The following is a 19,815-nucleotide window of genomic DNA, read 5'->3' as shown; positions in this document are numbered from 1 at the left end:
ACGGAGCCGGCCATGAACCAGAACCTGCACAAAGACCTGGTCGTGATCGACGGCCTCCAGTACTCCAACTGGAACCGTCAGATCTTCGAACAGTTGCGCGAGGGCGGCGTCACGATGGTGCATGTCACCATCGTCTATCACGAGCAGATCCGGGAGACCCTGCTGCGCATCGCCGAGTGGAACCGCCACTTTGAGTACAACAGCGACCTGATCATGCCGGTGAAATGCGCGGAGGATATCCGTCGCGCCAAGGCATTGGGCAGAGTGGGCATCATGTTCGGTGCCCAGAACTGCTCGCCGATCGAGGATGATATCGGCATGGTCGAGGTGATGCGCGAGCTGAACCTGATGATCATGCAGCTGACCTACAACAACCAGAGCCTGTTGGCCTGCGGTTGCTACGAAGCGGAAGACAGCGGTGTGACCCGGTTCGGTCAACAGGTGATCCGGGAGATGAACCGCGTCGGCATGGTGGTGGACATGAGCCACAGCGGCGAGCGCAGCACTCTGGATGCGATCGAGCTGTCAGAACGTCCCATCGTGATCTCCCACGCCAACCCGACCAGCTTTCATGCGGCCAAGCGCAACAAGTCAGACACTGTGCTGAAGGCGCTGGGCGAGTCCGGTGGGCTGCTGGGGTTCAGTCTTTATCCGTTCCATCTCAAGAACGGCTCCGACTGCACGCTGGAGGAGTTCTGCGACATGGTAGCGCGCACCGCCGATCTGATGGGCGTGGAGCATATCGGCATCGGCACCGACCTGTGTCAGGAGCAGCCGCTGTCGGTGCTGGAGTGGATGCGCAACGGTCGCTGGTCGAAGGAGATGGACTACGGCGAAGGTTCCAAGTCCAATGCTGACTGGCCGCGCCCGCTGTCCTGGTTCCGTGACAGTCGCGATTTCCCCAACCTGACCGCTGGCCTGCAGGCACGTGGTTTCAGTGATGAGGATGTGGCCCGGATCATGGGGCTGAACTGGCTCAACTTCCTTGAGGACGGGCTGATGCCACGCAGCTGAGCGGGTTTCAGCCGGATTTGAAACATCGTGCGGCCTCAGCAGTGAAGCCGCACAGCCCCCACAGAATCTCCGAACAATCATAAATATAACAGCTCGCCAGGAGACTATTATGAGTACAACCACACAGGCTGCGACCGTCAGTCGGGAGCTTGATATGCCAGGAAAATCATGGCTTTCAGGCGTGGACCTCCCCGTATTCCTGATCAGCGGTGGGATTCTCGCCCTCTTTGCCGCTTTTGCCCTCTATGACATCGACCTGGTGTCCGGTTGGGTCAATATGGCCTTTGCCACTTCGACCCGGTACTTCGGTGCCTATTGGCAGGTACTGTTACTGCTGACCTTCATCATTGGCCTTGTGTTGAGCTTCGGTCGCACCGGCAGCGTGGTGATGGGCGGTACCAAGACACCTGATATCACCACCTTTCAGTGGATCTCCATAATCATGTGTACTCTGCTGGCGGGAGGCGGCGTGTTCTGGGCGGCTGCCGAGCCGATGGCGCACTTTACCTCTCCGCCGCCACTGTTTGCCGCCGATGGCGTTGAAACCGGCACCGTGGAAGCCGCTTATGCCGCGCTGGCACAGAGCTTCATGCATTGGGGCTTCCTTGCCTGGGCGATCCTGGGCAGTCTGACCGGCATCATCTTCATGTACCTCCATTATGAAAAGGGTTTGCCGCTGAAGCCGCGTACATTGCTGTACCCGGTGCTGGGTGAACGGGTAATGAAAGGTCCCTTGGGAGCCATAGTTGATTCCTGCTGCGTGCTGGCTGTCGTGGCGGGTACAGTCGGCCCGATCGGTTTCCTTGGCCTGCAGGTCAGCTTTGGTCTGGAAAAGCTGTTCGGTATACCCAATACCTATACTACCCAGGTGTTCATTCTGGTCGGCCTGATCTGCCTCTATACGCTGTCGGCAGTGAGTGGCGTTAACCGTGGTATCCAGATTCTGAGCCGTGCCAACGTGATTCTGGCAGTGGGCCTGATGCTGTTCATTCTGGCGTTTGGGCCGACCGGTTTCATCATCGACGGCTACCTGCAATCCTTCGGTATCTATGTCAGTGAATTCATTCCGATGGCGACCTTCCGTGCCGATACCGGCTGGCTGGACTGGTGGACCGTGTTTTTCTGGGGCTGGTTCCTGGGCTATGGTCCGCTGATGGCGATGTTTGTCGCACGTATTTCCCGTGGCCGTACCATCCGTGAAATGATTCTGCTGATCTCGGTGGTCGCACCGGTCATCACCTGCTTCTGGTTCACCATTGTGGGCGGGGCAGGCCTCTCCTTCGAGCTGAACAACCCCGGGGTGATCTCCGAGCCGTTTACCGGCTTCAACCTGCCGGCCGCGCTGTTGGCGATTACCGAGCAGTTGCCGATGGGTTTCCTGATCTCCGTGCTGTTCCTGATCCTGACCACCATCTTCGTGGCCACTACCGGTGATTCCATGACCTATGCGGTGTCCATGGTGATGACCGGTACCGACCATCCGCAGAGCAGTGTGCGCGTGTTCTGGGGCATCATGATGGGATTGATGGCCGCTTTGCTCATCTCTATCGGCTCCGGCGGCATTTCTGCACTGCAGTCCTTCATTGTGGTGACCGCGGTTCCGGTATCCCTGGTACTGCTGCCGTCACTCTGGATAGCACCCAAAATTGCCTGTCAGATGGCGAAAGAGCAGGGGCTCTAATCCTTGCTACGGCCGGCAGCTTCCGAGATGGAAGCTGCCCGGTCAAATTCCTTTGCTGATCTTCCTCTCTATTCAACGATTGAGAACACTATGAAAACAGCTGTGAAAACCGATCTTTTTGCATCCAAGGCCCCTCTGGAGTGGGCTGTTATCGCCAACGGAACCCTGTCTACGGCCCAGATCCCCATCGATTCCAACGGTCAGGTGGTGGAGGGCGGCATTGAAGCCCAGGCGCGCCAGACGATGGATAACTTCAAGCACACCATCGAAGCGGCCGGTTTGACGATGGCTGATGTAACCCAGGTGCTGATCTATGTGACCGACCGTTCACAGCTGCCGGTGTTCAACCAGGTCTATGCAGAGTATTTCGAAGCGCCATACCCGAACCGGGCTGCCATGATTGTGGCCGGTCTGGCCCGTGAAGAGATGTTATGTGAGATCGTGGCTTATGCGGCGGTGCCGGCATAAGGATCAAAAAAAGCCCCTTGCCGTTTGGCAAGAGGCCTCTTTCTTTCAGGCGGCGGTTGCCGCCTTTTTTAGTGCAGTTCCAGCTGAATATGGAAAGTGGTTCCCACATCCGGGTCCGAGGTTACCGCCATATGGCCCCGGTGCTGCTCGGTGATCACGAAGTAGGCGAAAGAAAGCCTTCTGTCGGCAGCGGCCGAGGGCTGTTCCACATTGGCGCTGTGAACATAGGGCTCGAACAGGTGCATCTGCTCTTCGCTGCTCAAACCTGTGCCGTTGTGCTGGATGCGAAGCGACAGGGAGTCGTAGGACTGGCCGACATACAGCTTGATCGTCGGCATGAAGTCCAGCCCCTTGGCCTGCGCTTTTTCGGCCAGTGACTGGTAGGCATGGCGGAACAGGCTCAGGAACACCTGTTGCAGCTCGGTGATATGGCAGGGCACCTGCGGGATTTCGTTTTCAAAGTGACGTTCAACCCGAATCTTGCCAAACGGGATGGCGTCCGGCAGTGACAGGGCTTCGCTGGCCTGGGTCAGAGAGTGCTCGAGAATATCGACCACGTTGGCCGGCTCGGCCTGGGCATTACGGCCACGGGCAAACTGCAGAAGGTTGCGAATCACGGATTCAACCTGGCGGCCGTTATCGGATGCGTGCTCCAGCAGCCCCTGCACACGTTCGAGTTCGTTGCTCTGAGCACTGTCTTCCGGCAGCAGGCGACCGGAGTCGAGGATGTTCTGGAAGCTACGCAGATCGAAGAGGATCGCCTGCAGCGGCGTGTAGATGTCATTGGCCATTGCCGTGGCCAGCTCGCCCATGGACGACAGTTTGTCATGCTGGATCAGCATGTTCTCGGTAATCACTCGGCGGGTAACATCATCTACCAGTACGACCACACCCGGCTCGACATAGTTTTCCAGCGGGTAGACGGTGATGTCCATGTGGTAGCTGCCGGGCTGGCTGTATCTCAGTGTCAGCGGCTGGCGCTTCTCCAGTGCCTGCTCGATATGCTGAGGCGTCACCGTGATGTCGGGGTAGATTGACCAGAGGTTACGTCCGATCGCCGCTTCGGCCTTGGTTCCGGAAACCTGCTCTGCACGGCGGTTCCAGTGCGTGATCATGCCTTCTCGGTTAAGGCCGACCAGTACCAGCGGCATGGAGCTGAGAATGTTCTGAATATAGGACTCGGAGGCCTGCAGACGCTTCTCGGTCAGCACGTGCTCGGCGACCTCTTTCTCAAGCTTGGCCGTACGGTCCTTGACGCGCTCTTCCAGGTGGCCTCGGATCTCTTCCAGCTCGATGTTATAGCGTCGGGCACGGCGCCAGGTAACAAACAGCACGAAGGCGGCTACCGTCAGCAGGATAATCAGAACACCGCTGGAAAAGTTGGCAACGTATTGCCAACGGGTGCTGCCATCTTCATTGCGGAAGGGGGCCAGCAGGCTGGCGTGCGTAAAGGGTGAGGTCAGTAACAGCGTCGTGAGCAGTAGAAGTCGAGTCATGATGGTGTAGGGGCGGAATGTCCGGGTGGAAAGAATGAGTGCTGGAGTGAGTATAACGGATAGCCGGGCATCTAAGGTATGTTGTTATCGATTTCACGGCTGTTTAAGCGTGAACAATACAAAAAAATATGAAAAAAGCGCCTGAAGGCGCCTTTGAGGGAGAGACGGTAATGAGACCGTCAAGGGGTGTCGATGTCTTCGTGCTCCAGCCACATCGCATTGATGATGCCAAACGAGCAGGCCAGGAGTACACCGAGAATCCAGGCGAAGTACCACATGGTTGTATCTCCTTAATCAGTAGGCTGAGTAATCATTGTCCTGAATGTAATCCACCGAAATCTTGGCCCAGAGTGAGCGGTAGCACCACAGGGTGTAGGCCAGGATGATCGGCACGAAAATGAATGCCGCTATCGCCATCACATTCAGGGTCAGGTGGCTGGAGGCTGCGTCCCACAGGGTCAGGCTTGAGTTGGGGCTCAGGCTTGATGGCATCACAAACGGGAACATGGATACGCCTGCGGTTGCGATGATGCCGGCCAGTGCCAGAGAGCTGAACAGGAAAGCCAGGCCGGGACGATTCATGCGTGCCAACAGGAATACACCGAGCAAGCCGATGAAGCCGGTGGCCGGAGCCAGCATGGTCAACGGATAAGTGCTGTAATTGGCCAGCCAGGCGCCCGCTGCAATTTCCACTTCTTTGGCCAGTGGGTTCGGCAGTGCACCCAGTTCGGGTTGGCTGACGATACGATAGCCGTCAATACCCATGCTGAGCCAGATACCGGCCAGTGCGAAGGCGATCAGTGTGACCAGTGCCAGTAGCTGGGCATAGCCCATGGCGCGGCGTTCTACATCACCGTGGCTGCGCAGATGAATCCAGACTGCACCATGCATGGACAGCATGGCCAGGCTGACAACACCGCACAGCAGGCCGAAGCCGTTGAGCAGACCGAACAGGTTGCCATCGTAGCTTGGACGCATGAACTCGTCATGCTGGAAGGGGACGCCCAACAGCAGGTTACCGAAGGCAACACCGAACACCAGTGAGGGCACTACGCCACCCGCGATCAGGCCCCAGTCCCAGGCGCGACGCCACTTGCTGTTGGCCAGCTTGGAGCGGTAGTCGAAGCCGACCGGGCGGAAAAACAGGGCGAAGAGTACCAGCAGCATGGCCCAGTAGAAGCCCGAGAAAGCCGCAGCATAAACCGCTGGCCAGGCTGCAAAGAGTGCGCCACCCGCGGTAATGAACCAGACCTGGTTGCCCTCCCAGTGAGGTCCCACGGTATTGATCACCACGCGGCGTTCGTCGTCGGTTTTGCCGATCAGCGGCAGCAGAGCGCAGGCACCCATGTCAAAGCCGTCGGTGATGGCGAAGCCGATCAGCAGTACGCCGACCAGTACCCACCAGAGCAGTTTTAGCGTTTCATAATCGAACAACATATCCAGTCTCCTCGCGATCAGACTTTGACGGCGTTGGCCGCAACGTCCAGCTGTTCATGGTGGTAGCGGCCGGTGTGAAGGCTGCTTGGCCCCAGGCGGGCGAATTTCACCATCAGGTAAATCTCGACAATGGCGAGCAGTGTGTAGAGCGCAATGAACGCGAACAGACTGCCCAGCAGGTCGGCCTTGGTCAGTACGGATGGCGCAACATAGGTCGGCAGGATTTCACCGATGGCCCAGGGCTGACGGCCGAATTCGGCGACGAACCAGCCCATCTCCGAGGCGATCCAGGGGGCCGGAATCGAGAACAGTGCCAGGCGCAGCAGCCAGGGCTTGTTGAACGATGTACGACGGGCGGTGAAGCAGAACGACAGCGCAAAGATCATCAGCATCCAGAAGCCGCAGGCCACCATGACGCGGAAGGCCCAGAACATCGGCGCCACACTCGGGATGGTGTCACGCGCGGCCATTTTGATCTGCTCGTCAGTCGCATCGACCACCTTGTCAGTGTATTTCTTCAACAGCAGGCCAAAGCCCAGGTCGACTTTGACCTGGTCGAATTCGGCCTTGAGTTCGGCACTGTCTTCACCATTGCGCAGCCGTTCCAGCAGGGCATAGGCGTGCATGCCGTTGCGGATGCGCTGTTCATGCTCGATGATCAGATCCTTGATGCCGGTGACTTCCTCGTCGATGGAGCGAGTGGCGATGATGCCCATTACATAGGGGATCTTGATCGCATAGTCAGTCTCCATGGTTTCGTCATTGGGCATGCCAAACAGGGTAAAGGCGGCCGGGGCCTCTTCGGTTTCCCATTCTGCTTCGATCACGGCCAGTTTGGTTTTTTGCACGTCACCGATCTCGTAACCGGACTCGTCACCGAGCAGAATAACGGACAGGGAAGCGGCAAGACCGAAAGCGGATGCGATGGCAAAGGAGCGGCGGGCGAAGGGAAGGTCGCGTCCCTTCAGCAGGTAGTATGCGCTGATGCCCAGTACGAACATGGCTGCAGTGGTGTAACCGGCGGAAACGGTATGGACGAATTTAACCTGAGCGACCGGGTTGAAGAACACTTCGGCAAAGCTGGTCATTTCCATGCGCATGGTTTCGTAGCTGAACTCGGAGCCGACCGGGTTCTGCATCCAGCCGTTGGCAACCAGAATCCACAGGGCCGACATGTTGGAGCCCAGAGCCACCAGCCAGGTCACCATCAGGTGTTTCACTTTGCTCAGCCGTTCCCAGCCGAAGAAGAACAGGCCGACGAAGGTGGACTCGAGGAAGAAGGCCATCAAGCCTTCGATCGCCAGCGGAGCACCGAAGATGTCGCCAACATAATGCGAGTAGTAGGCCCAGTTGGTGCCAAACTCAAATTCCATGGTCAGGCCGGTGGTAACGCCAAGCGCGAAGTTGATACCAAAAAGCTTGCCCCAGAACTGGGTCATATCCTTGTAGATCTGTTTGCCGGTCATCACATAAACGGATTCCATGATGGCCAGCATGAATGACAGCCCCAGCGTAAGGGGGACGAAGAGGAAGTGGTACATCGCCGTGATGGCAAATTGTAGCCGGGAAAGATCAACGATTTCCTCAGTGATCATTACCAGTCTCCTGTGAGGGTTAAGCAGCTGTGCGTAAGTTATGTCACTTGCAAAGCACTTTTTGTGCCATTTATTGCTTTATGTTTTGTGTGGATAACTCTTTGATATAAGCCACGAAATACGCAGCTTAGCGTATCGCCGAAGCATATTAATAGGGGGAACACAGCATCTCGGAAAGTGACATAGTGTCGCATGGGTGTCATATGTGTCAGTATGACTGGCAAAACTGTCAGGTGACAGCGACTGAACCGGATGCTGAGAGAGCGATGAATACCGACATCTTTGACCCTTCCGTGATCCTTGATGCGATACCCGAGCCTGCTGCCATTTTGTCGACTGAATATGAAATTGTCGCGACCAACGCGGCTTATCAGGCCTACTACGCGCCAGAAGGGAGGCGCATCCTTGGCAGGACGTGCTACGCCGTTTCACACGGTTATTCAGTGCCCTGTGACCAGGCCGGTGAGGCCTGTCCGCTCAAGGCATGCCGGGAAACCGGTCAGCGTCAGCGGGTACTGCATCTGCATAACACGCCGTATGGGGAGGAGCATGTTGATGTGGAGATGGCACCTCTGGAAGATCGACAAGGCAACCTGGTCGGTTATCTGGAAGTGATGCATCAGGTGAAGGAGGCACGGGCACAGGTATCAGAGCACGAGGGGTTGGTCGGCAGGGCGGCCGCTTTTACGCATATGTTGTCTCTGATTCACCGTGCCGCTCCCAGTGAAATTACCGTGTTGTTACTGGGAGAGTCCGGCACCGGCAAGGAGCTGGTCGCCCGCGCGTTGCATGACAGCAGCCCGCGTTCGCGAGCCCCGTTTGTCACCGTGGAATGTTCAGGACTCAGCGAGGGGCTGTTCGAGAGTGAGTTGTTTGGACATGAGAGGGGCGCCTTTACCGGTGCGGTCAGCCGCAAGAAAGGACTGGTGGAAGCGGCACGGGGCGGGACCCTGTTTCTGGACGAAATCGGTGAAATACCGCTCAACCTGCAGGTTAAGCTGCTGCGGTTGATTGAAACCGGGACTTTCCGGCCGGTAGGCAGTGTTGAGCCTCAGCACGCCGACTTCCGACTGGTCTGTGCGACTCACCGCAATCTGCGGCAGATGGTTGAGGATGGCAGCTTCAGACAGGATCTCTACTACCGTATCTCGGCTTTTCCGGTGCCGTTGCCTCCCTTGCGGGAACGGCGGGAGGATCTGTCGCTGCTGGTGTCGGTGCTGTTGCAACGCCTGCCAGGCGGGCATGCCGTGCGTTTGGCAGACGACACGCTTAAACGTCTTGCTCGTTACCCTTTTCCGGGCAATATTCGAGAGCTACGCAACTTGCTGGAGCGCGGTATCCTGCTGGCGGATGATGGCGTTATTCTGCCGCATCACCTGCCGCCAGACCTGAAGGACATGGATGCGGGAGACGTCTCGGCTGGATCGGCTCCTGAGTCAGTGCTGGACCGATTGCCGGTAATGCCGCTTGAGGAGTTGGAAGCATGCTATCTGGCCTCTGTTGCACGCAGGTTTCGAGGAGATCGTCAGGCGCTGGCGAAGGAGCTGGGAGTTAGTGAGCGGACCCTCTATCGCAAGCTCAAAACCTGATCGAGGTTAGACTAAAGTATAAAAGTTGTTATAGCCACTTCGTCTATTGTTATTACATAAAAATAATAAAGAGCCTGTGTGGGTTCATAACAATCGGAGGCTGGCTATGCCCAGAATCATCCGCAACACCAGTACGCGTGAAATGCTGACGCAGCTGGCGCGGGAGTCCGAGGGTCTGTCGCAACGGGACAGGCGCGATTTCCTGCGCCGGGGGATTACGGCACTCAGCGCTGCGGCTGTCGGTGCCGCGGTTCCATCCGCGCTTGCTGAGGGTGTTGACCCTGCCAACTTGCCGCCCAATGAGCCTGGCTGGAGCCGGCGTTTGGGGCATGGTGTTGTTGAAAATCCCTATGGTATGCCTTCGGCGTTTGAGCAGGATGTGGTACGTCGTACCGTCCCCTGGTTGACGGCTGAGTCGATCTCTTCCATTTCCATGACACCGCTGGCCGAGCTCAAGGGGATCATCACCCCGAGCGGTCTTGTGTTCGAACGTTATCATGCCGGTGTGCCGGTGATTAATCCGGATGAGCATCGGCTGATCTTGCACGGCCTGGTGGATCGCCCGCTGATCTTCACCATGGACGACCTGATGCGCTTCCCGTCAGTGTCCGAAATCAAGTTTCTGGAATGCCCGGCCAATGGCGGCATGGAGTGGAAGGGGGCGCAGATGGAAGCGCTTCAGTTCACCCATGGCATGCTTAGTTGCTGTGAGTGGACCGGTGTTCCGCTGCGGGTGTTGCTCGAAGAGGCCGGCGTCAAGCCCGAGGGCAAGTGGATTCTGGCGGAAGGCGCCGATGGCGCCCACATGAGCCGCTCTATCCCGATCGAGAAGGCGCTGGATGACACCCTGGTAGTCTACGCCCAGAACGGAGAAAGGCTGCGCCCCGAGCAGGGCTACCCGCTGCGTCTGATCAACCCGGGCTGGGAAGGTAATACCTCGATCAAATGGCTGCGTCGTCTGGAAGTGGGTGATCAGCCCTGGTATCACCGGGAAGAAACGTCCAAATACACCGACCTGCTGGCCAATGGCAAGGCGCGCAAATTCAGTTTCGTGCAGGAAACCAATTCGGTCATCACCCATCCCTGTCCGGAAAAACCGATTCGCCAAAGCGGCTTTATCGAGATCGAAGGTCTGGCCTGGTCCGGGCGGGGCATGATCAAACAGGTGGATATCTCCTTCGATGGTGGCGTCAGCTGGGTACCGGCACAGCTCAAGGGGCTGGTGCTGCCCAAGGCGCTGACCCGCTTCAGCCTGGTGACCCGCTGGGAAGGCCAGCCTTGGCTGCTGCAGGCGAGGGCGATCGATGAGACCGGCTATGTGCAGCCGACACTGAGGCAGCTGCGTGAGGTGCGCGGTACCAACTCCATCTATCACAAGAATTCAATCCATACCTGGAAAGTGGCGTCCAACGGGGAGGTGAGCAATGTTCAGATTACCTGATCACGACTGGCGTCCCCTGTGCGTTGGGCTGTTCCTCGCGGGCAGTGGTCTGGCCATTGCCGAGCCATTGGGCATCGGCCGAGCCGCCACCGCTGAGGAGATTGCCGGCTGGGATATCGATGTGCGACCCGATGGCATGGGGTTGCCGCCGGGACAGGGTAGCGTGATGGATGGTGAGATGCTGTACGAGTCCCGCTGTGCCAGTTGCCATGGCTCCTTTGGGGAGGGGATCGATCGCTGGCCGGTCCTCGCCGGCGGCTATGACACCCTGACGCTGGAGCGACCCACCAAGACCGTTGGGTCCTACTGGCCCTATGCCAGTACATTATGGGACTACATTCATCGCGCCATGCCGTTTACGGCACCGCGCTCACTCAGTGCCGATGAAACCTACGCCATAGCGGCCTATGTGCTTTACTTGAACGATATTGTCGACGAAGAGTTCGTGCTGACGCGGGACAACCTGGCCGAGATCGAGATGCCCAACCGGGATGGTTTCTTCCTCGATGATCGCCCGGACTCAACCAATACCCGCTGCATGGACAGCTGTGCCGATCCGCAACAGCTGCAGATGGTCGGTACGATCGGTGGTATCACCCCGGTTGGCCACTTCCGCGCTGGCGCTGATGCTCCAGCTGCTTCGCACGAAGCACAGAAAGCCCTTGAGGAGCAGAAGGAGCAGGAGCGCCTGAAGGAACTGGGAGTCGAGCTGGATACAACGCCTCATGCCGAAGTGACATTATCGGCCGCCGCTCAGGCGGGACAGCAGGTGTACGAAGCGGCCTGCGTCGCCTGTCATGGTACCGGGCTGGCTGGAGCACCCAAAGTTGGGGACTACCGAGCCTGGGCGCCCAGGATTGAGCAAGGGATGGCGGTACTGGTCAAGCATGCGGTTGAAGGATTTGCCGGAAAACAAGGCGTTATGCCTCCCAAAGGGGGGCGGGTCGATCTTTCAGACAAGCAGGTTTCCGATGCTGTCTCTTTCATGACAGAAAAAAGTCAGTAGAATAGCCGGCGCTAATATAGCTATTAGTAATTTATGGATTATAAATATATAACCAAAGGAAATAATAAGAAGTCCTTCTGGGACCGAGCGGAGGAAAACATGCGCAGACTGACCACCGCACTTTGTGCGGCTACAGCTGCTCTGACCCTGAGTGGCCCGCTGATGGCTGCGACGCAAGAGGAGCTGATCGAGCTCGGCAGAGCGGTCTATCACGATAAAACGCGTGGCAACTGCATATCCTGCCACAACATAAACGACCCCATAGCGAATCTGCCCGGCAATCAGGGGCCAATGATGATCGCCATGAAACAGCGTTTCCCTGACAAGCACAAGCTTCGGGCTCAGGTGTGGGACGCAACAGTCGCCAATCCGTTAAGCATCATGCCGCCAATCGGCAAGCACTGGATCCTGTCTGAAGACGAGATCGATGCCGTGGTCGAGTATATCTATCAGTACTAAGGCCCTGACGGGTAAACATGAGGATGAATATATGAGTATGAATCGTCGAACCCTGGTCAAGGCCGTTGCTGCAGGTGGTGCGCTGATGGGACTGGGTGTGTTGATGCCGCGGGTTGCGATGGCGGCCTGGGCCAAGGAGGCGTTTGAAGCCAAAGAGCAGGGCGCTGCCATCAAGGCGTTGTATGGCAGTGATGCCGCGACTGAAAGCGCTGACGTCATTCTTGATGCGCCGGACATCGCTGAAAACGGTGCCGTGGTACCGGTATCGGTCAGCACCAATATGGCCAATGTAGAGTCGATGAGCATTTTCATCGAGAACAACCCGTCGCCCCTGGCGGCCCAGTTCATCATTCCGGAAGGGACGGCTGCCGACGTATCGACCCGTGTGCGCATGGGAAAAACCACCAATGTAACAGCGGTGGTCAAGGCCGATGGCAAACTCTACAGCGCGACCAAAGAGGTCAAGGTCACCATCGGTGGCTGCGGCGGCTAACAGCGACAGGATCTGAGGAGACACACTATGGGTATCATGAAAGTCAAAGCCAAGGCGCGTGGTGGTAACACCGATGTGAAGATGATGGCCAAGCACATCATGGAAACCGGCCAGCGCAAGGACAAGTCCGGCAATATCATTCCGGCGCTGTTCCTGTCTGAAATCGAAGTCAAGCATGCGGGCAAGGTGGTCTTTGCGGCCAACCTGGGGCCTGCCGTGTCGAAGAACCCCTACTTTTCATTCAGTTTTGCTGGTGGCGCGTCTGGCGACACTCTGGAACTGAGCTGGAAAGAAAATACGGGCAAGTCCGGTACCGAAACAGCCGACATTCGCTGAGGACAACCACCGGAGTGAGTATGAAGACAATAAAAAAATTCCTGCTCGGGGCCGGCCTGGTGGCACTGTCACAGACAGGCCTGGCCGCGGAGAGCGGCTTTACCCTGGAAACGGTTGATCCCGAAGCGGATCGTCTGGCGCTGCAGAAATACTATCAGCAGCGCTTCCCGGGTGTGCCGCTGGAAGACTATGTCAATGGTATCTACGCTGTTGATCCGGATTCACGCAAGCAGTGGGATGCGTTGATGGAGTTTCCGCCCTATGAGTTTGATCTCGAAGAGGGCGAAGAACTGTTTAACACGCCTTTTGCGAACGGCAAGGGCTATGCCGACTGTTTCGACAATGGCGGCATCGGCATTCGCCAAAACTATCCCTACTGGAATAAGGCCGAGGGCACGGTCAAAACGCTGGAGCAGGAGATCAACGAATGTCGTGCCAGCAACGGTGAAGACCCCTTGCCGTGGAAAAAGGGCGATATTGCCAAGATCTCGGCCTATATGGCATTTACCTCCAGGGGTAAGCCGTTCGACATCGATATTCCGGCTGATGACCCGCGAGCGCTGCAGGCCTACCTGGACGGCAAGAAATTCTTCTATGCCAAGCGCGGTCAACTGAACCTGTCCTGTGCCAACTGTCACCTTCAGGGGTCTCGTATTTACATTCGTGCAGACCTGCCAGGACCGACTCTGGGTCAGCCAACCCACTTTCCGGTCGTGAGGTCCAAGTGGGGCGAGATTGGCACCCTGCATCGCCGTTACGAAGGTTGTCATCGAGACTCCCGTTCGGTGCCGTTGCCACCTCAGTCGGACGAGTTCCGCAAGCTGGAATACTTCCAGACCTACATGAGCAACGGGCTGGTCGTGAATGGGCCGGGTGCGCGCAAGTAACGGAGGCGAGGAATGAAAAAAACGACAATGATGCTGGCCGCCGTGCTGACGTTTTCGGCTGGGGCGGTCCAGGCGGAGTCTTTCGAGCAGGTGTTCGACCAGCAGCGCGCGCTGTATGGCAAAGGACATGAATTCACCTACGAGGGTAAAACCTACACGACCGACCATCCTGAAGAGGTGGAGGCGATGGCGGAGCCGAGTCAGGCGAATGCCGAGGCCCTGATCGCCAGTGCTGAAGCGCTGCGCGTAAAGTCGGCTGAGGTTGGCTACGAATGGCGTGATCCTGCCCGTTATATTGAGCAGGCGCGTGCCGCAGTCGCTGAAGGGCAGTACCAGCAGGCAATGAATCTGGCGGCACGAGCCAAGTACCAAGCCCGGATGTCGATTGCGCAGTATGAGGATGCCGAGGCCAACTGGCAGCGTGCAGTGCCTGAGTAAATATTGCTCTGCTTGAGTGCCAATGCCTGCTGACCCTGACCGGGTGCGGGCTTTTTGTCTGTGGAAGGTGAATGCCATGTCGATGACACGACGCGAATTTGCGCAGATGCTGGGCCTGGCCGGTATGGCCGGGATGCTGCCGATGAAAGGGTTTGCGGCCAGCAAGCAGCCCGCTGACCTGTACGAAGTGCCCAATTTCGGCAATGTACGCCTGCTTCATATGACCGACTGCCATGCGCAGCTGTTGCCGATCTATTTCCGCGAACCTAATGTCAATCTGGGGGTTGCAGGCGCGACCGGCAAGGCGCCGCATCTGGTGGGTGACAAGCTGCTGCAGCATTTCGGTGTGGCACCGGGCAGCCTCGAGGCGCATGCTTTTACCTTTCTGAATTACGGTGACGCCGCGCAACAGTACGGCAAAGTCGGCGGTTTCGCCCATCTGAAGACTTTGGCAGACCGCCTGAGAGACAGCTTCGGCCGTGAAAAGACACTGCTTCTGGATGGCGGTGACACCTGGCAGGGGTCGGGGACCTCGTACAAGACACGCGGCATGGATATGGTAAAGGCCTGTAATGCCCTGGGTGTTGATTTCATGACGGGGCATTGGGAGTTTACCTATAACCAGGCCGAGATCCTGAGCAATATCAAGGCCTTCAACGGCGAATTCCTGGCGCAGAACGTTTTCATCACCGAAGATGCGATGTTCTCCAGCGATACGGAATATCTGTTCGACGATTTTTCCGGCCGCGTGTTCAAGCCCTACAGCATTCGTGAACTGGGTGGTGCACGCATCGCGGTGATCGGACAGGCATTTCCGCGTACCAAGATTGCCAACCCGGCGCGCTTCATTCCCGACTGGACCTTCGATATCTACGATAGTCGTCTGCAGGAAATCGTCGATCAGGTGCGCAATGAAGAGAAGGTCGATGCGGTGGTGGTGCTGTCGCATAACGGTATGGATGTGGATCTGGCGATGGCCAGCCGCGTCTCCGGTGTCGATCTGATCCTGGGTGGTCATACCCATGACGGCATGCCGGCACCAACAGTGGTGAAGAACAGCGGCGGGCAAACGCTGGTGTTCAATGCCGGCTCCAACGGCAAATTCCTTGGGGCTTTGGACCTGGATATCCGTGACGGCAAGATTCAGGACTATCGCTATCGCCTTATTCCGGTGTTTTCCGAACTTATTCCTGCTGACAAAAGTATGCAGGCTCTGATCGACGAGATCCGTGCGCCACATCAGGACTGGCTCAACGAGGAACTGGCACTGGCCGGGGATCTGATGTTCCGCCGCGGCAACTTCAACGGTACCTTCGATCAGGTGATCTGTGATGCCTTGCGTGAAGTTGGCGATGCCCAGATTTCCCTGTCGCCCGGTTTCCGCTGGGGAACCACGGTGCTCAAGGGGCAGGTGATCAACATGGAGCGGGTCCTGGACCAGACCTGTCTGACCTACCCTGAAACCTACGTCCGCGAGATGAAAGGATCGGAGCTGAAGCTGATCATGGAAGATGTCGCCGATAACCTGTTCAACCCCGAACCCTACCTGCAGTCCGGCGGGGACATGGTGCGTGTGGGGGGCTTCGACTATGTGTGTGAACCGAACCGCAAGATTGGTGAGCGTATCAGTGACATGACGCTGGATAACGGTGAAAAGATCGAGGCCGACAAAACCTACAAGGTCACCGGCTGGGCGACTGTTGGTGCACAGTCCGAAGGTCCGGCGATCTGGGATGTCGTCGCCGAGTATCTGCGTGACCGTAAGGAGGTACACGTCAGCAAGCTGAATACACCCGTGCTCAAGGGGGTAAAAGGCAACTCGGGTCTGGCTGATTACCCTGCTGAAGTGACCGGGTAGCTGCCGTTGCTGCACGGCTTCCGATAGAATACGACTTTTACCGTTTTCTACTGAGGCCTGTGCATGCACGTTATACGACCCTGTATCGCCGTGCTGGCATTGGTGCTGGCGGGCTGTAATGCCGCTGCACCGACCCAGCCCGCGTCCCCGACAGCATCATCCGAAATGCCAACGGCTCAGAATGAGAGCTCGTCTGCTGCTCAGCGCAACATGGCTGCTCAGGCCCAGGCTACCAGTGCCTCATCCGGTCAAAGACAAGCTCCTGCAAACCCCATTCAGAGTGGTTTTGATCAACTCAGTGGGCGTTTGACCCTGCTGCAGGAGCAGGTGTTACAGCTGCGCTCCAATAGCCAGCGGCTGGTAGAGCAGAACCAGATGTTGCTCAACCGCCTGCAGGTGTTGAGTACGCCAGCCAGTACTGAAGGTGAGGATGCAGCAGAGGCGGGCACTACCGGTGGTGCCGCCGAGCAACTGGATGCGGCGATCGGTCAGTTGATGCAGCTGTTGAACCAGATTGAAACGCCAGCAGGCGACGGTGGCCAGTTTGCCGTGGTGACCACCTATACCCGGCAGGGAGCCTGGATTCTGTTGCGCTATGACCGACATACGGGGGAAACCTGGCTGGCCGATGCTGGTCGCTGGCAGCCGCTGGCGGATGTAAACTATCTCAACCTGTCATCCTACCGGGTGCTGGTGCAACGTGCCGACCAGGATGCCAAGGGGTATGTCGCGGTGCGTATCGATGAGCAGAACGGCATGAGCTGGTGGCTCAATGGCGACCGCTGGCAGGAGTACGAGCAGTGAGTGAACCGGACTACCAGGCGTTGATCGAGATCTTCAATCGACTTTTTTTGCCCAGCTATAACACCGAACTGCTGGCCGGGGATGATGAGCCGATCTATTTGCCGGCTGATGCCGAGCATGCTCACCATCGGGTGATCTTTGCTCACGGCTTCTACGCCAGTGCATTGCATGAAATCTCGCATTGGTGCGTCGCAGGCCCAGAGCGGCGGCTACTGGAAGACTTCGGCTACTGGTACAAGCCGGATGGTCGCACGGCCGCCGAGCAGGCGGAGTTCGAACGTGTTGAAGTCAGACCTCAGGCGTACGAATGGATTTTCAATCAGGCCGCCGGGCGCAGGTTCCATTTCAGCGCCGATAACCTGTCGGCAGGTCTTGGGGCCAGTGACCAGTTCAAGCAGGATGTGCTGAGTCGAGTGCATCAGCTACTGACAGAAGGTTTGCCGCCACGGGTGCAGATGCTGGTTGATGCGCTCAGGCAGCATTATGGCACTGAGCCGCTACACCCCGAGCAGTTTACGCTCGAGCCCGAGTGGGGGCTGTGTCATGCGTAACCTGAAGGTTTTGGCCGGGGGCTGGCAAAATTGCCAGCCTGATGAGCCTTTTGCTCTGCCTGACGGCGAACAGCTGCTGGCTCTGGAGTGCTGTGAATATGAAGATTGGCGCTATCAGCGGTTGGCGCTGAAGCGTTCAGGGGAGACATTCCAATACCTGTATGCAATGTCATCCGAGGGTGTCTGGGTGCTGGGCGTCTTTGATACGCCGGGGCAGGCGGATTTTTTCCTGGCATTGCATAACGAAAATCCGTTGATGGTGCCGGCACTGTTGCAGGCGGGCATGGAAGGTGATGCGGTCAGGGTTGAGCAGGGCAGGTTATGTTATCCGCAGTACGAAGGCCTGTATCGAGTCGGGTTCAAGTCCTATCAGGTTGATCCGGATACCGACGACTCCAGTCTCAAATCGCTGTTGTATGTGGATCGCTACAACAGTCAGGGGCTAGGTGTGCTGCCGGAGAAGGAGGCCTGTCTGAAAATATACAGCCACTTCGACGGTCGTCTTCGTGGCTGCAAAATGTGCTAAAAGGGCAATGCTGAAAGGGTGAAGCAGGGTTAATGCATCTTGCCGTGTGACATCGGCTGGCCATGCCCCATGCCAGCGGGCATTACCATCTGTACCGGTACGTCCAGCTGTTCGGAGGTACCATCATCGAACTCCAGCGTCATGTCGATCTGGCTGCCATCCTGGAGGGGGGCTTCCAGGCCGATCAACATGATATGCAAGCCGCCTGGTGCCAGTTCTACCTGGCTGTTTGCCGGCAATTCAATGGCATCAATCTGGCGCATGCGCATCACGCCCTGATCCTGGGTGTGAGCATGCAGTTCCACCACCTTTGCTGCACTGCTGCTGGCGTTAACCAGGCGAGTGGCTTCGCCCTGGTTGTTGATCTGCATGAACACGGCGCTATTGGGCTGGCCGGGGGCCGTTGCTCGGGCGTAGGGGGTTTTCACGGCAACGTCTGCTGCCATGGCCGCGCTGCTGAGGAGTATCCCGGTAGTGAAGAGCGTAAACAGTCTTTTCATGTGATGTGCTATCCCTGAGTGTTAAGAATCGCTTGCAGGCTGTTGGTCAGCTCCCGAGGCGAGCTGTTGTGCAGCAGTGTCTTGACGAGCTGGCCTTCGCGGTTGACCAGGTACAGCCTGGAAGAATGATCAACCGCGTAACCCATAGCGGAGTCTTTCAGCTCGACTTTGCGGTAGAAAGCACCGTATTGGCGAACCACCTGGTCAATCTGTTCACGCGTGCCGGTCACACCGACCAGCTGAGGCGAGAAGAAGGCAGCGTAATCGGCCAGCTTTTGTGGTGTGTCTCGTTCGGGGTCTACACTGATGAAAATGCCTTGAATCTGTTTCCGCTGGTCATCGGGCAGCTGCTTCAGTGATTGCGTCAATACGGCCAGCGCCGTTGGGCAAACATCGGGGCAGGAGGCGTAACCGATATAAATAACGCTGACCTTGCCGCGAAAATCGGACAGCGAAACCGGCCCCTTGGCTGAGGTGAGTGTGAATTCTCCACCCAGATTGGCATCGCCCATGGCGAGCCGGTCTTCCACCGGCTGGGGGCGGAAGACGAAGGCGAGCGCCAGCCCGGCCAGCAGGCACAGGGTCAGCAGGAGCAGAATTTTGAGTGTCTTCAGTTGCGTGTTCATCGTGCTTCAAACTCGAACAGGTGCTGTTGCGTCCCCTCAGGGGTCTCGATTGCCAATGTCAGTTGCCAGCGCATGCTTCCGGTGGTGCAGACAGCCAGCTCCGTTTGCCCTTGCCAGGGTGTATTGGCACTACTTGTATCAGCACTGTTTGTTTCGGAAATACGCTGAAGCTCGAACTGGTTGATGCCCATGTACATGTCAGCCCCCTGGAGGTCAGCCAGTATGCGATTGGCGTTCATCCCGTCCAGGCTCAGCGCCAGCTTCAGTGGGCTGAGCGAACGCATGGGCAGGGGGCCTGCTTCCAGCTGTAACCTGCCGTTGCTAAGCTCTATCTGGCAGGGTCCCTGCTGCAGGTCACATTCATGGCGTATAACGCCCGCCTGCGGTGCCAGGGATTGCTGGTACCAGGTGGCACCCGCCAGGACCGCCAGTAGTAGCAGGCCCAGCAGCAAAAACTGGATCAGAGAGCCCTTTTGTCCAGCGGTTTGGTTCGGTTGACAGGATGATGTCATTATCGTCTCAGTTTAGATGGGTCGATCATGCGGAGGAAGTGACAGATTGTCGCACTTGAATCCGGCCATAGTCGAGTTTGTCTGGCATGCGGAGGCAG

At 57.5% G+C, this 19,815-nt stretch carries 22 protein-coding genes; 15 read left to right on the top strand and 7 right to left on the bottom strand.

Features of this window, described 5'->3' with window-relative positions; translation table 11 throughout:
* Nucleotides 1-12: 12 nt before the first annotated feature.
* The 3 genes from ABD013_RS06100 to ABD013_RS06090 all read left to right on the top strand — a co-directional run bounded on the left by ABD013_RS06100 (nucleotide 13) and on the right by ABD013_RS06090 (nucleotide 3,163).
* On the top strand, nucleotides 13-1,014 hold the full coding sequence (locus ABD013_RS06100) for a dipeptidase (protein WP_343803720.1): 1,002 nt from the start codon (nucleotides 13-15) through the stop codon (nucleotides 1,012-1,014).
* Between the two features lie 109 nt (nucleotides 1,015-1,123).
* Nucleotides 1,124-2,695 carry a BCCT family transporter gene (locus tag ABD013_RS06095; RefSeq protein WP_343803717.1) on the top strand — a complete coding sequence of 524 codons (1,572 nt, stop codon included), beginning with the start codon at nucleotides 1,124-1,126 and terminating at the stop codon, nucleotides 2,693-2,695.
* A 90-nt stretch (nucleotides 2,696-2,785) separates the two neighbouring features.
* The gene (locus ABD013_RS06090; protein ID WP_343803714.1) at nucleotides 2,786-3,163 is read left to right on the top strand and encodes a RidA family protein; all 378 of its coding nucleotides are present in this window, start codon (nucleotides 2,786-2,788) and stop codon (nucleotides 3,161-3,163) included.
* A 68-nt stretch (nucleotides 3,164-3,231) separates the two neighbouring features.
* On the opposite strand, the gene ABD013_RS06085 is transcribed toward ABD013_RS06090, so the two are convergent.
* The 4 genes from ABD013_RS06085 to ABD013_RS06070 all read right to left on the bottom strand — a co-directional run bounded on the left by ABD013_RS06085 (nucleotide 3,232) and on the right by ABD013_RS06070 (nucleotide 7,691).
* The gene (locus ABD013_RS06085) at nucleotides 3,232-4,659 is read right to left on the bottom strand and encodes a two-component system sensor histidine kinase NtrB (RefSeq protein WP_343803711.1); all 1,428 of its coding nucleotides are present in this window, start codon (nucleotides 4,657-4,659) and stop codon (nucleotides 3,232-3,234) included.
* Between the two features lie 179 nt (nucleotides 4,660-4,838).
* Nucleotides 4,839-4,937: a cytochrome bd-I oxidase subunit CydX gene (gene cydX, locus ABD013_RS06080; RefSeq protein ID WP_343803708.1), complete on the bottom strand. Its 99-nt coding sequence runs from the start codon at nucleotides 4,935-4,937 to the stop codon at nucleotides 4,839-4,841.
* Between the two features lie 16 nt (nucleotides 4,938-4,953).
* The gene (gene cydB / locus ABD013_RS06075; protein WP_343803705.1) at nucleotides 4,954-6,096 is read right to left on the bottom strand and encodes a cytochrome d ubiquinol oxidase subunit II; all 1,143 of its coding nucleotides are present in this window, start codon (nucleotides 6,094-6,096) and stop codon (nucleotides 4,954-4,956) included.
* A 17-nt stretch (nucleotides 6,097-6,113) separates the two neighbouring features.
* Nucleotides 6,114-7,691, bottom strand: coding sequence for a cytochrome ubiquinol oxidase subunit I (locus tag ABD013_RS06070; RefSeq protein WP_343803703.1), 1,578 nt, complete (start codon nucleotides 7,689-7,691; stop codon nucleotides 6,114-6,116).
* Nucleotides 7,692-7,957: 266 nt separating this feature from the next.
* On the opposite strand from ABD013_RS06070, the gene ABD013_RS06065 reads away from it, so the two are divergent.
* The 12 genes from ABD013_RS06065 (at nucleotide 7,958) to ABD013_RS06010 (ending at nucleotide 18,079) form a co-directional block, all read left to right on the top strand.
* Entirely contained in the window at nucleotides 7,958-9,280 is a 1,323-nt protein-coding gene (locus ABD013_RS06065; RefSeq protein ID WP_343803700.1) for a sigma-54 interaction domain-containing protein, read from the top strand.
* Between the two features lie 106 nt (nucleotides 9,281-9,386).
* A complete protein-coding gene (gene soxC / locus ABD013_RS06060) occupies nucleotides 9,387-10,721 on the top strand; it encodes a sulfite dehydrogenase (protein ID WP_343803697.1) in 1,335 nt (444 codons plus the stop codon).
* Nucleotides 10,705-11,727, top strand: a complete 1,023-nt coding sequence (locus tag ABD013_RS06055; RefSeq protein WP_343803694.1) for a c-type cytochrome — start codon at nucleotides 10,705-10,707, stop codon at nucleotides 11,725-11,727. The genes soxC and ABD013_RS06055 overlap by 17 nt, the downstream gene beginning before the upstream one ends.
* A 99-nt stretch (nucleotides 11,728-11,826) precedes the next feature.
* Nucleotides 11,827-12,186, top strand: coding sequence for a sulfur oxidation c-type cytochrome SoxX (gene soxX, locus ABD013_RS06050; protein ID WP_343803691.1), 360 nt, complete (start codon nucleotides 11,827-11,829; stop codon nucleotides 12,184-12,186).
* A 31-nt stretch (nucleotides 12,187-12,217) separates the two neighbouring features.
* A complete protein-coding gene (gene soxY / locus ABD013_RS06045; protein ID WP_343803688.1) occupies nucleotides 12,218-12,679 on the top strand; it encodes a thiosulfate oxidation carrier protein SoxY in 462 nt (153 codons plus the stop codon).
* Between the two features lie 27 nt (nucleotides 12,680-12,706).
* Nucleotides 12,707-13,015, top strand: coding sequence for a thiosulfate oxidation carrier complex protein SoxZ (gene soxZ, locus ABD013_RS06040; RefSeq protein ID WP_343803685.1), 309 nt, complete (start codon nucleotides 12,707-12,709; stop codon nucleotides 13,013-13,015).
* A 20-nt stretch (nucleotides 13,016-13,035) separates the two neighbouring features.
* Nucleotides 13,036-13,902 carry a sulfur oxidation c-type cytochrome SoxA gene (gene soxA, locus ABD013_RS06035; protein WP_343803682.1) on the top strand — a complete coding sequence of 289 codons (867 nt, stop codon included), beginning with the start codon at nucleotides 13,036-13,038 and terminating at the stop codon, nucleotides 13,900-13,902.
* A gap of 12 nt (nucleotides 13,903-13,914) precedes the next feature.
* Complete coding sequence (locus tag ABD013_RS06030; RefSeq protein ID WP_343803679.1) at nucleotides 13,915-14,340, top strand: SoxAX-binding protein; 426 nt, start codon at nucleotides 13,915-13,917, stop codon at nucleotides 14,338-14,340.
* A 76-nt stretch (nucleotides 14,341-14,416) separates the two neighbouring features.
* On the top strand, nucleotides 14,417-16,198 hold the full coding sequence (gene soxB, locus ABD013_RS06025; RefSeq protein ID WP_343803676.1) for a thiosulfohydrolase SoxB: 1,782 nt from the start codon (nucleotides 14,417-14,419) through the stop codon (nucleotides 16,196-16,198).
* 63 nt (nucleotides 16,199-16,261) lie between these two features.
* A complete protein-coding gene (locus ABD013_RS06020) occupies nucleotides 16,262-17,002 on the top strand; it encodes a hypothetical protein (RefSeq protein ID WP_343803673.1) in 741 nt (246 codons plus the stop codon).
* Nucleotides 16,999-17,553: an elongation factor P hydroxylase gene (locus tag ABD013_RS06015; RefSeq protein ID WP_343803670.1), complete on the top strand. Its 555-nt coding sequence runs from the start codon at nucleotides 16,999-17,001 to the stop codon at nucleotides 17,551-17,553. The genes ABD013_RS06020 and ABD013_RS06015 overlap by 4 nt, the downstream gene beginning before the upstream one ends.
* Nucleotides 17,546-18,079 (top strand): hypothetical protein, encoded by a 534-nt coding sequence (locus tag ABD013_RS06010; RefSeq protein ID WP_343803667.1) that lies wholly within the window; start codon nucleotides 17,546-17,548, stop codon nucleotides 18,077-18,079. The genes ABD013_RS06015 and ABD013_RS06010 overlap by 8 nt, the downstream gene beginning before the upstream one ends.
* Before the next feature lie 29 nt (nucleotides 18,080-18,108).
* Here the strand turns inward: ABD013_RS06010 and ABD013_RS06005 are convergent, their stop codons facing one another.
* Genes ABD013_RS06005 through ABD013_RS05995 form a run of 3 tightly spaced genes read right to left on the bottom strand, consistent with a single transcriptional unit; the run spans nucleotide 18,109 to nucleotide 19,717 of the window.
* Entirely contained in the window at nucleotides 18,109-18,579 is a 471-nt protein-coding gene (locus ABD013_RS06005) for a copper chaperone PCu(A)C (RefSeq protein ID WP_343803662.1), read from the bottom strand.
* A gap of 8 nt (nucleotides 18,580-18,587) precedes the next feature.
* Complete coding sequence (locus ABD013_RS06000; protein WP_343803659.1) at nucleotides 18,588-19,205, bottom strand: SCO family protein; 618 nt, start codon at nucleotides 19,203-19,205, stop codon at nucleotides 18,588-18,590.
* Entirely contained in the window at nucleotides 19,202-19,717 is a 516-nt protein-coding gene (locus ABD013_RS05995; protein ID WP_343803656.1) for a hypothetical protein, read from the bottom strand. Before ABD013_RS05995 ends, ABD013_RS06000 begins: the two co-directional genes overlap by 4 nt.
* Between the last annotated feature and the right edge of the window lie 98 nt (nucleotides 19,718-19,815).

The sequence above is a fragment of the Marinobacterium maritimum genome, assembly GCF_039523155.1.
Lineage (GTDB): Bacteria > Pseudomonadota > Gammaproteobacteria > Pseudomonadales > Balneatricaceae > Marinobacterium > Marinobacterium maritimum.
The sequence above is the reverse complement of the archived record's forward strand: the minus strand, read 5'-3'. Positions and strand labels throughout refer to the sequence as shown.

Excerpts from the sequence above, each read along its gene's own strand:
- soxY (WP_343803688.1), top strand. The coding sequence starts at position 12,218 with ATGAGTATGAATCGTCGAACCCTGGTCAAGGCCGTTGCTGCAGGTGGT.
- ABD013_RS06085 (WP_343803711.1), bottom strand. The coding sequence starts at position 4,659 with ATGACTCGACTTCTACTGCTCACGACGCTGTTACTGACCTCACCCTTT.
- ABD013_RS06065 (WP_343803700.1), top strand. The coding sequence starts at position 7,958 with ATGAATACCGACATCTTTGACCCTTCCGTGATCCTTGATGCGATACCC.
- ABD013_RS06070 (WP_343803703.1), bottom strand. The coding sequence starts at position 7,691 with ATGATCACTGAGGAAATCGTTGATCTTTCCCGGCTACAATTTGCCATC.
- ABD013_RS05995 (WP_343803656.1), bottom strand. The coding sequence starts at position 19,717 with ATGACATCATCCTGTCAACCGAACCAAACCGCTGGACAAAAGGGCTCT.
- ABD013_RS06010 (WP_343803667.1), top strand. The coding sequence starts at position 17,546 with ATGCGTAACCTGAAGGTTTTGGCCGGGGGCTGGCAAAATTGCCAGCCT.
- cydB (WP_343803705.1), bottom strand. The coding sequence starts at position 6,096 with ATGTTGTTCGATTATGAAACGCTAAAACTGCTCTGGTGGGTACTGGTC.
- cydX (WP_343803708.1), bottom strand. The coding sequence starts at position 4,937 with ATGTGGTACTTCGCCTGGATTCTCGGTGTACTCCTGGCCTGCTCGTTT.
- ABD013_RS06095 (WP_343803717.1), top strand. The coding sequence starts at position 1,124 with ATGAGTACAACCACACAGGCTGCGACCGTCAGTCGGGAGCTTGATATG.
- ABD013_RS06000 (WP_343803659.1), bottom strand. The coding sequence starts at position 19,205 with ATGAACACGCAACTGAAGACACTCAAAATTCTGCTCCTGCTGACCCTG.
- soxB (WP_343803676.1), top strand. The coding sequence starts at position 14,417 with ATGTCGATGACACGACGCGAATTTGCGCAGATGCTGGGCCTGGCCGGT.
- soxZ (WP_343803685.1), top strand. The coding sequence starts at position 12,707 with ATGGGTATCATGAAAGTCAAAGCCAAGGCGCGTGGTGGTAACACCGAT.
- soxA (WP_343803682.1), top strand. The coding sequence starts at position 13,036 with ATGAAGACAATAAAAAAATTCCTGCTCGGGGCCGGCCTGGTGGCACTG.
- ABD013_RS06055 (WP_343803694.1), top strand. The coding sequence starts at position 10,705 with ATGTTCAGATTACCTGATCACGACTGGCGTCCCCTGTGCGTTGGGCTG.
- ABD013_RS06100 (WP_343803720.1), top strand. The coding sequence starts at position 13 with ATGAACCAGAACCTGCACAAAGACCTGGTCGTGATCGACGGCCTCCAG.
- soxC (WP_343803697.1), top strand. The coding sequence starts at position 9,387 with ATGCCCAGAATCATCCGCAACACCAGTACGCGTGAAATGCTGACGCAG.
- ABD013_RS06005 (WP_343803662.1), bottom strand. The coding sequence starts at position 18,579 with ATGAAAAGACTGTTTACGCTCTTCACTACCGGGATACTCCTCAGCAGC.
- ABD013_RS06030 (WP_343803679.1), top strand. The coding sequence starts at position 13,915 with ATGAAAAAAACGACAATGATGCTGGCCGCCGTGCTGACGTTTTCGGCT.
- ABD013_RS06090 (WP_343803714.1), top strand. The coding sequence starts at position 2,786 with ATGAAAACAGCTGTGAAAACCGATCTTTTTGCATCCAAGGCCCCTCTG.
- ABD013_RS06020 (WP_343803673.1), top strand. The coding sequence starts at position 16,262 with ATGCACGTTATACGACCCTGTATCGCCGTGCTGGCATTGGTGCTGGCG.
- soxX (WP_343803691.1), top strand. The coding sequence starts at position 11,827 with ATGCGCAGACTGACCACCGCACTTTGTGCGGCTACAGCTGCTCTGACC.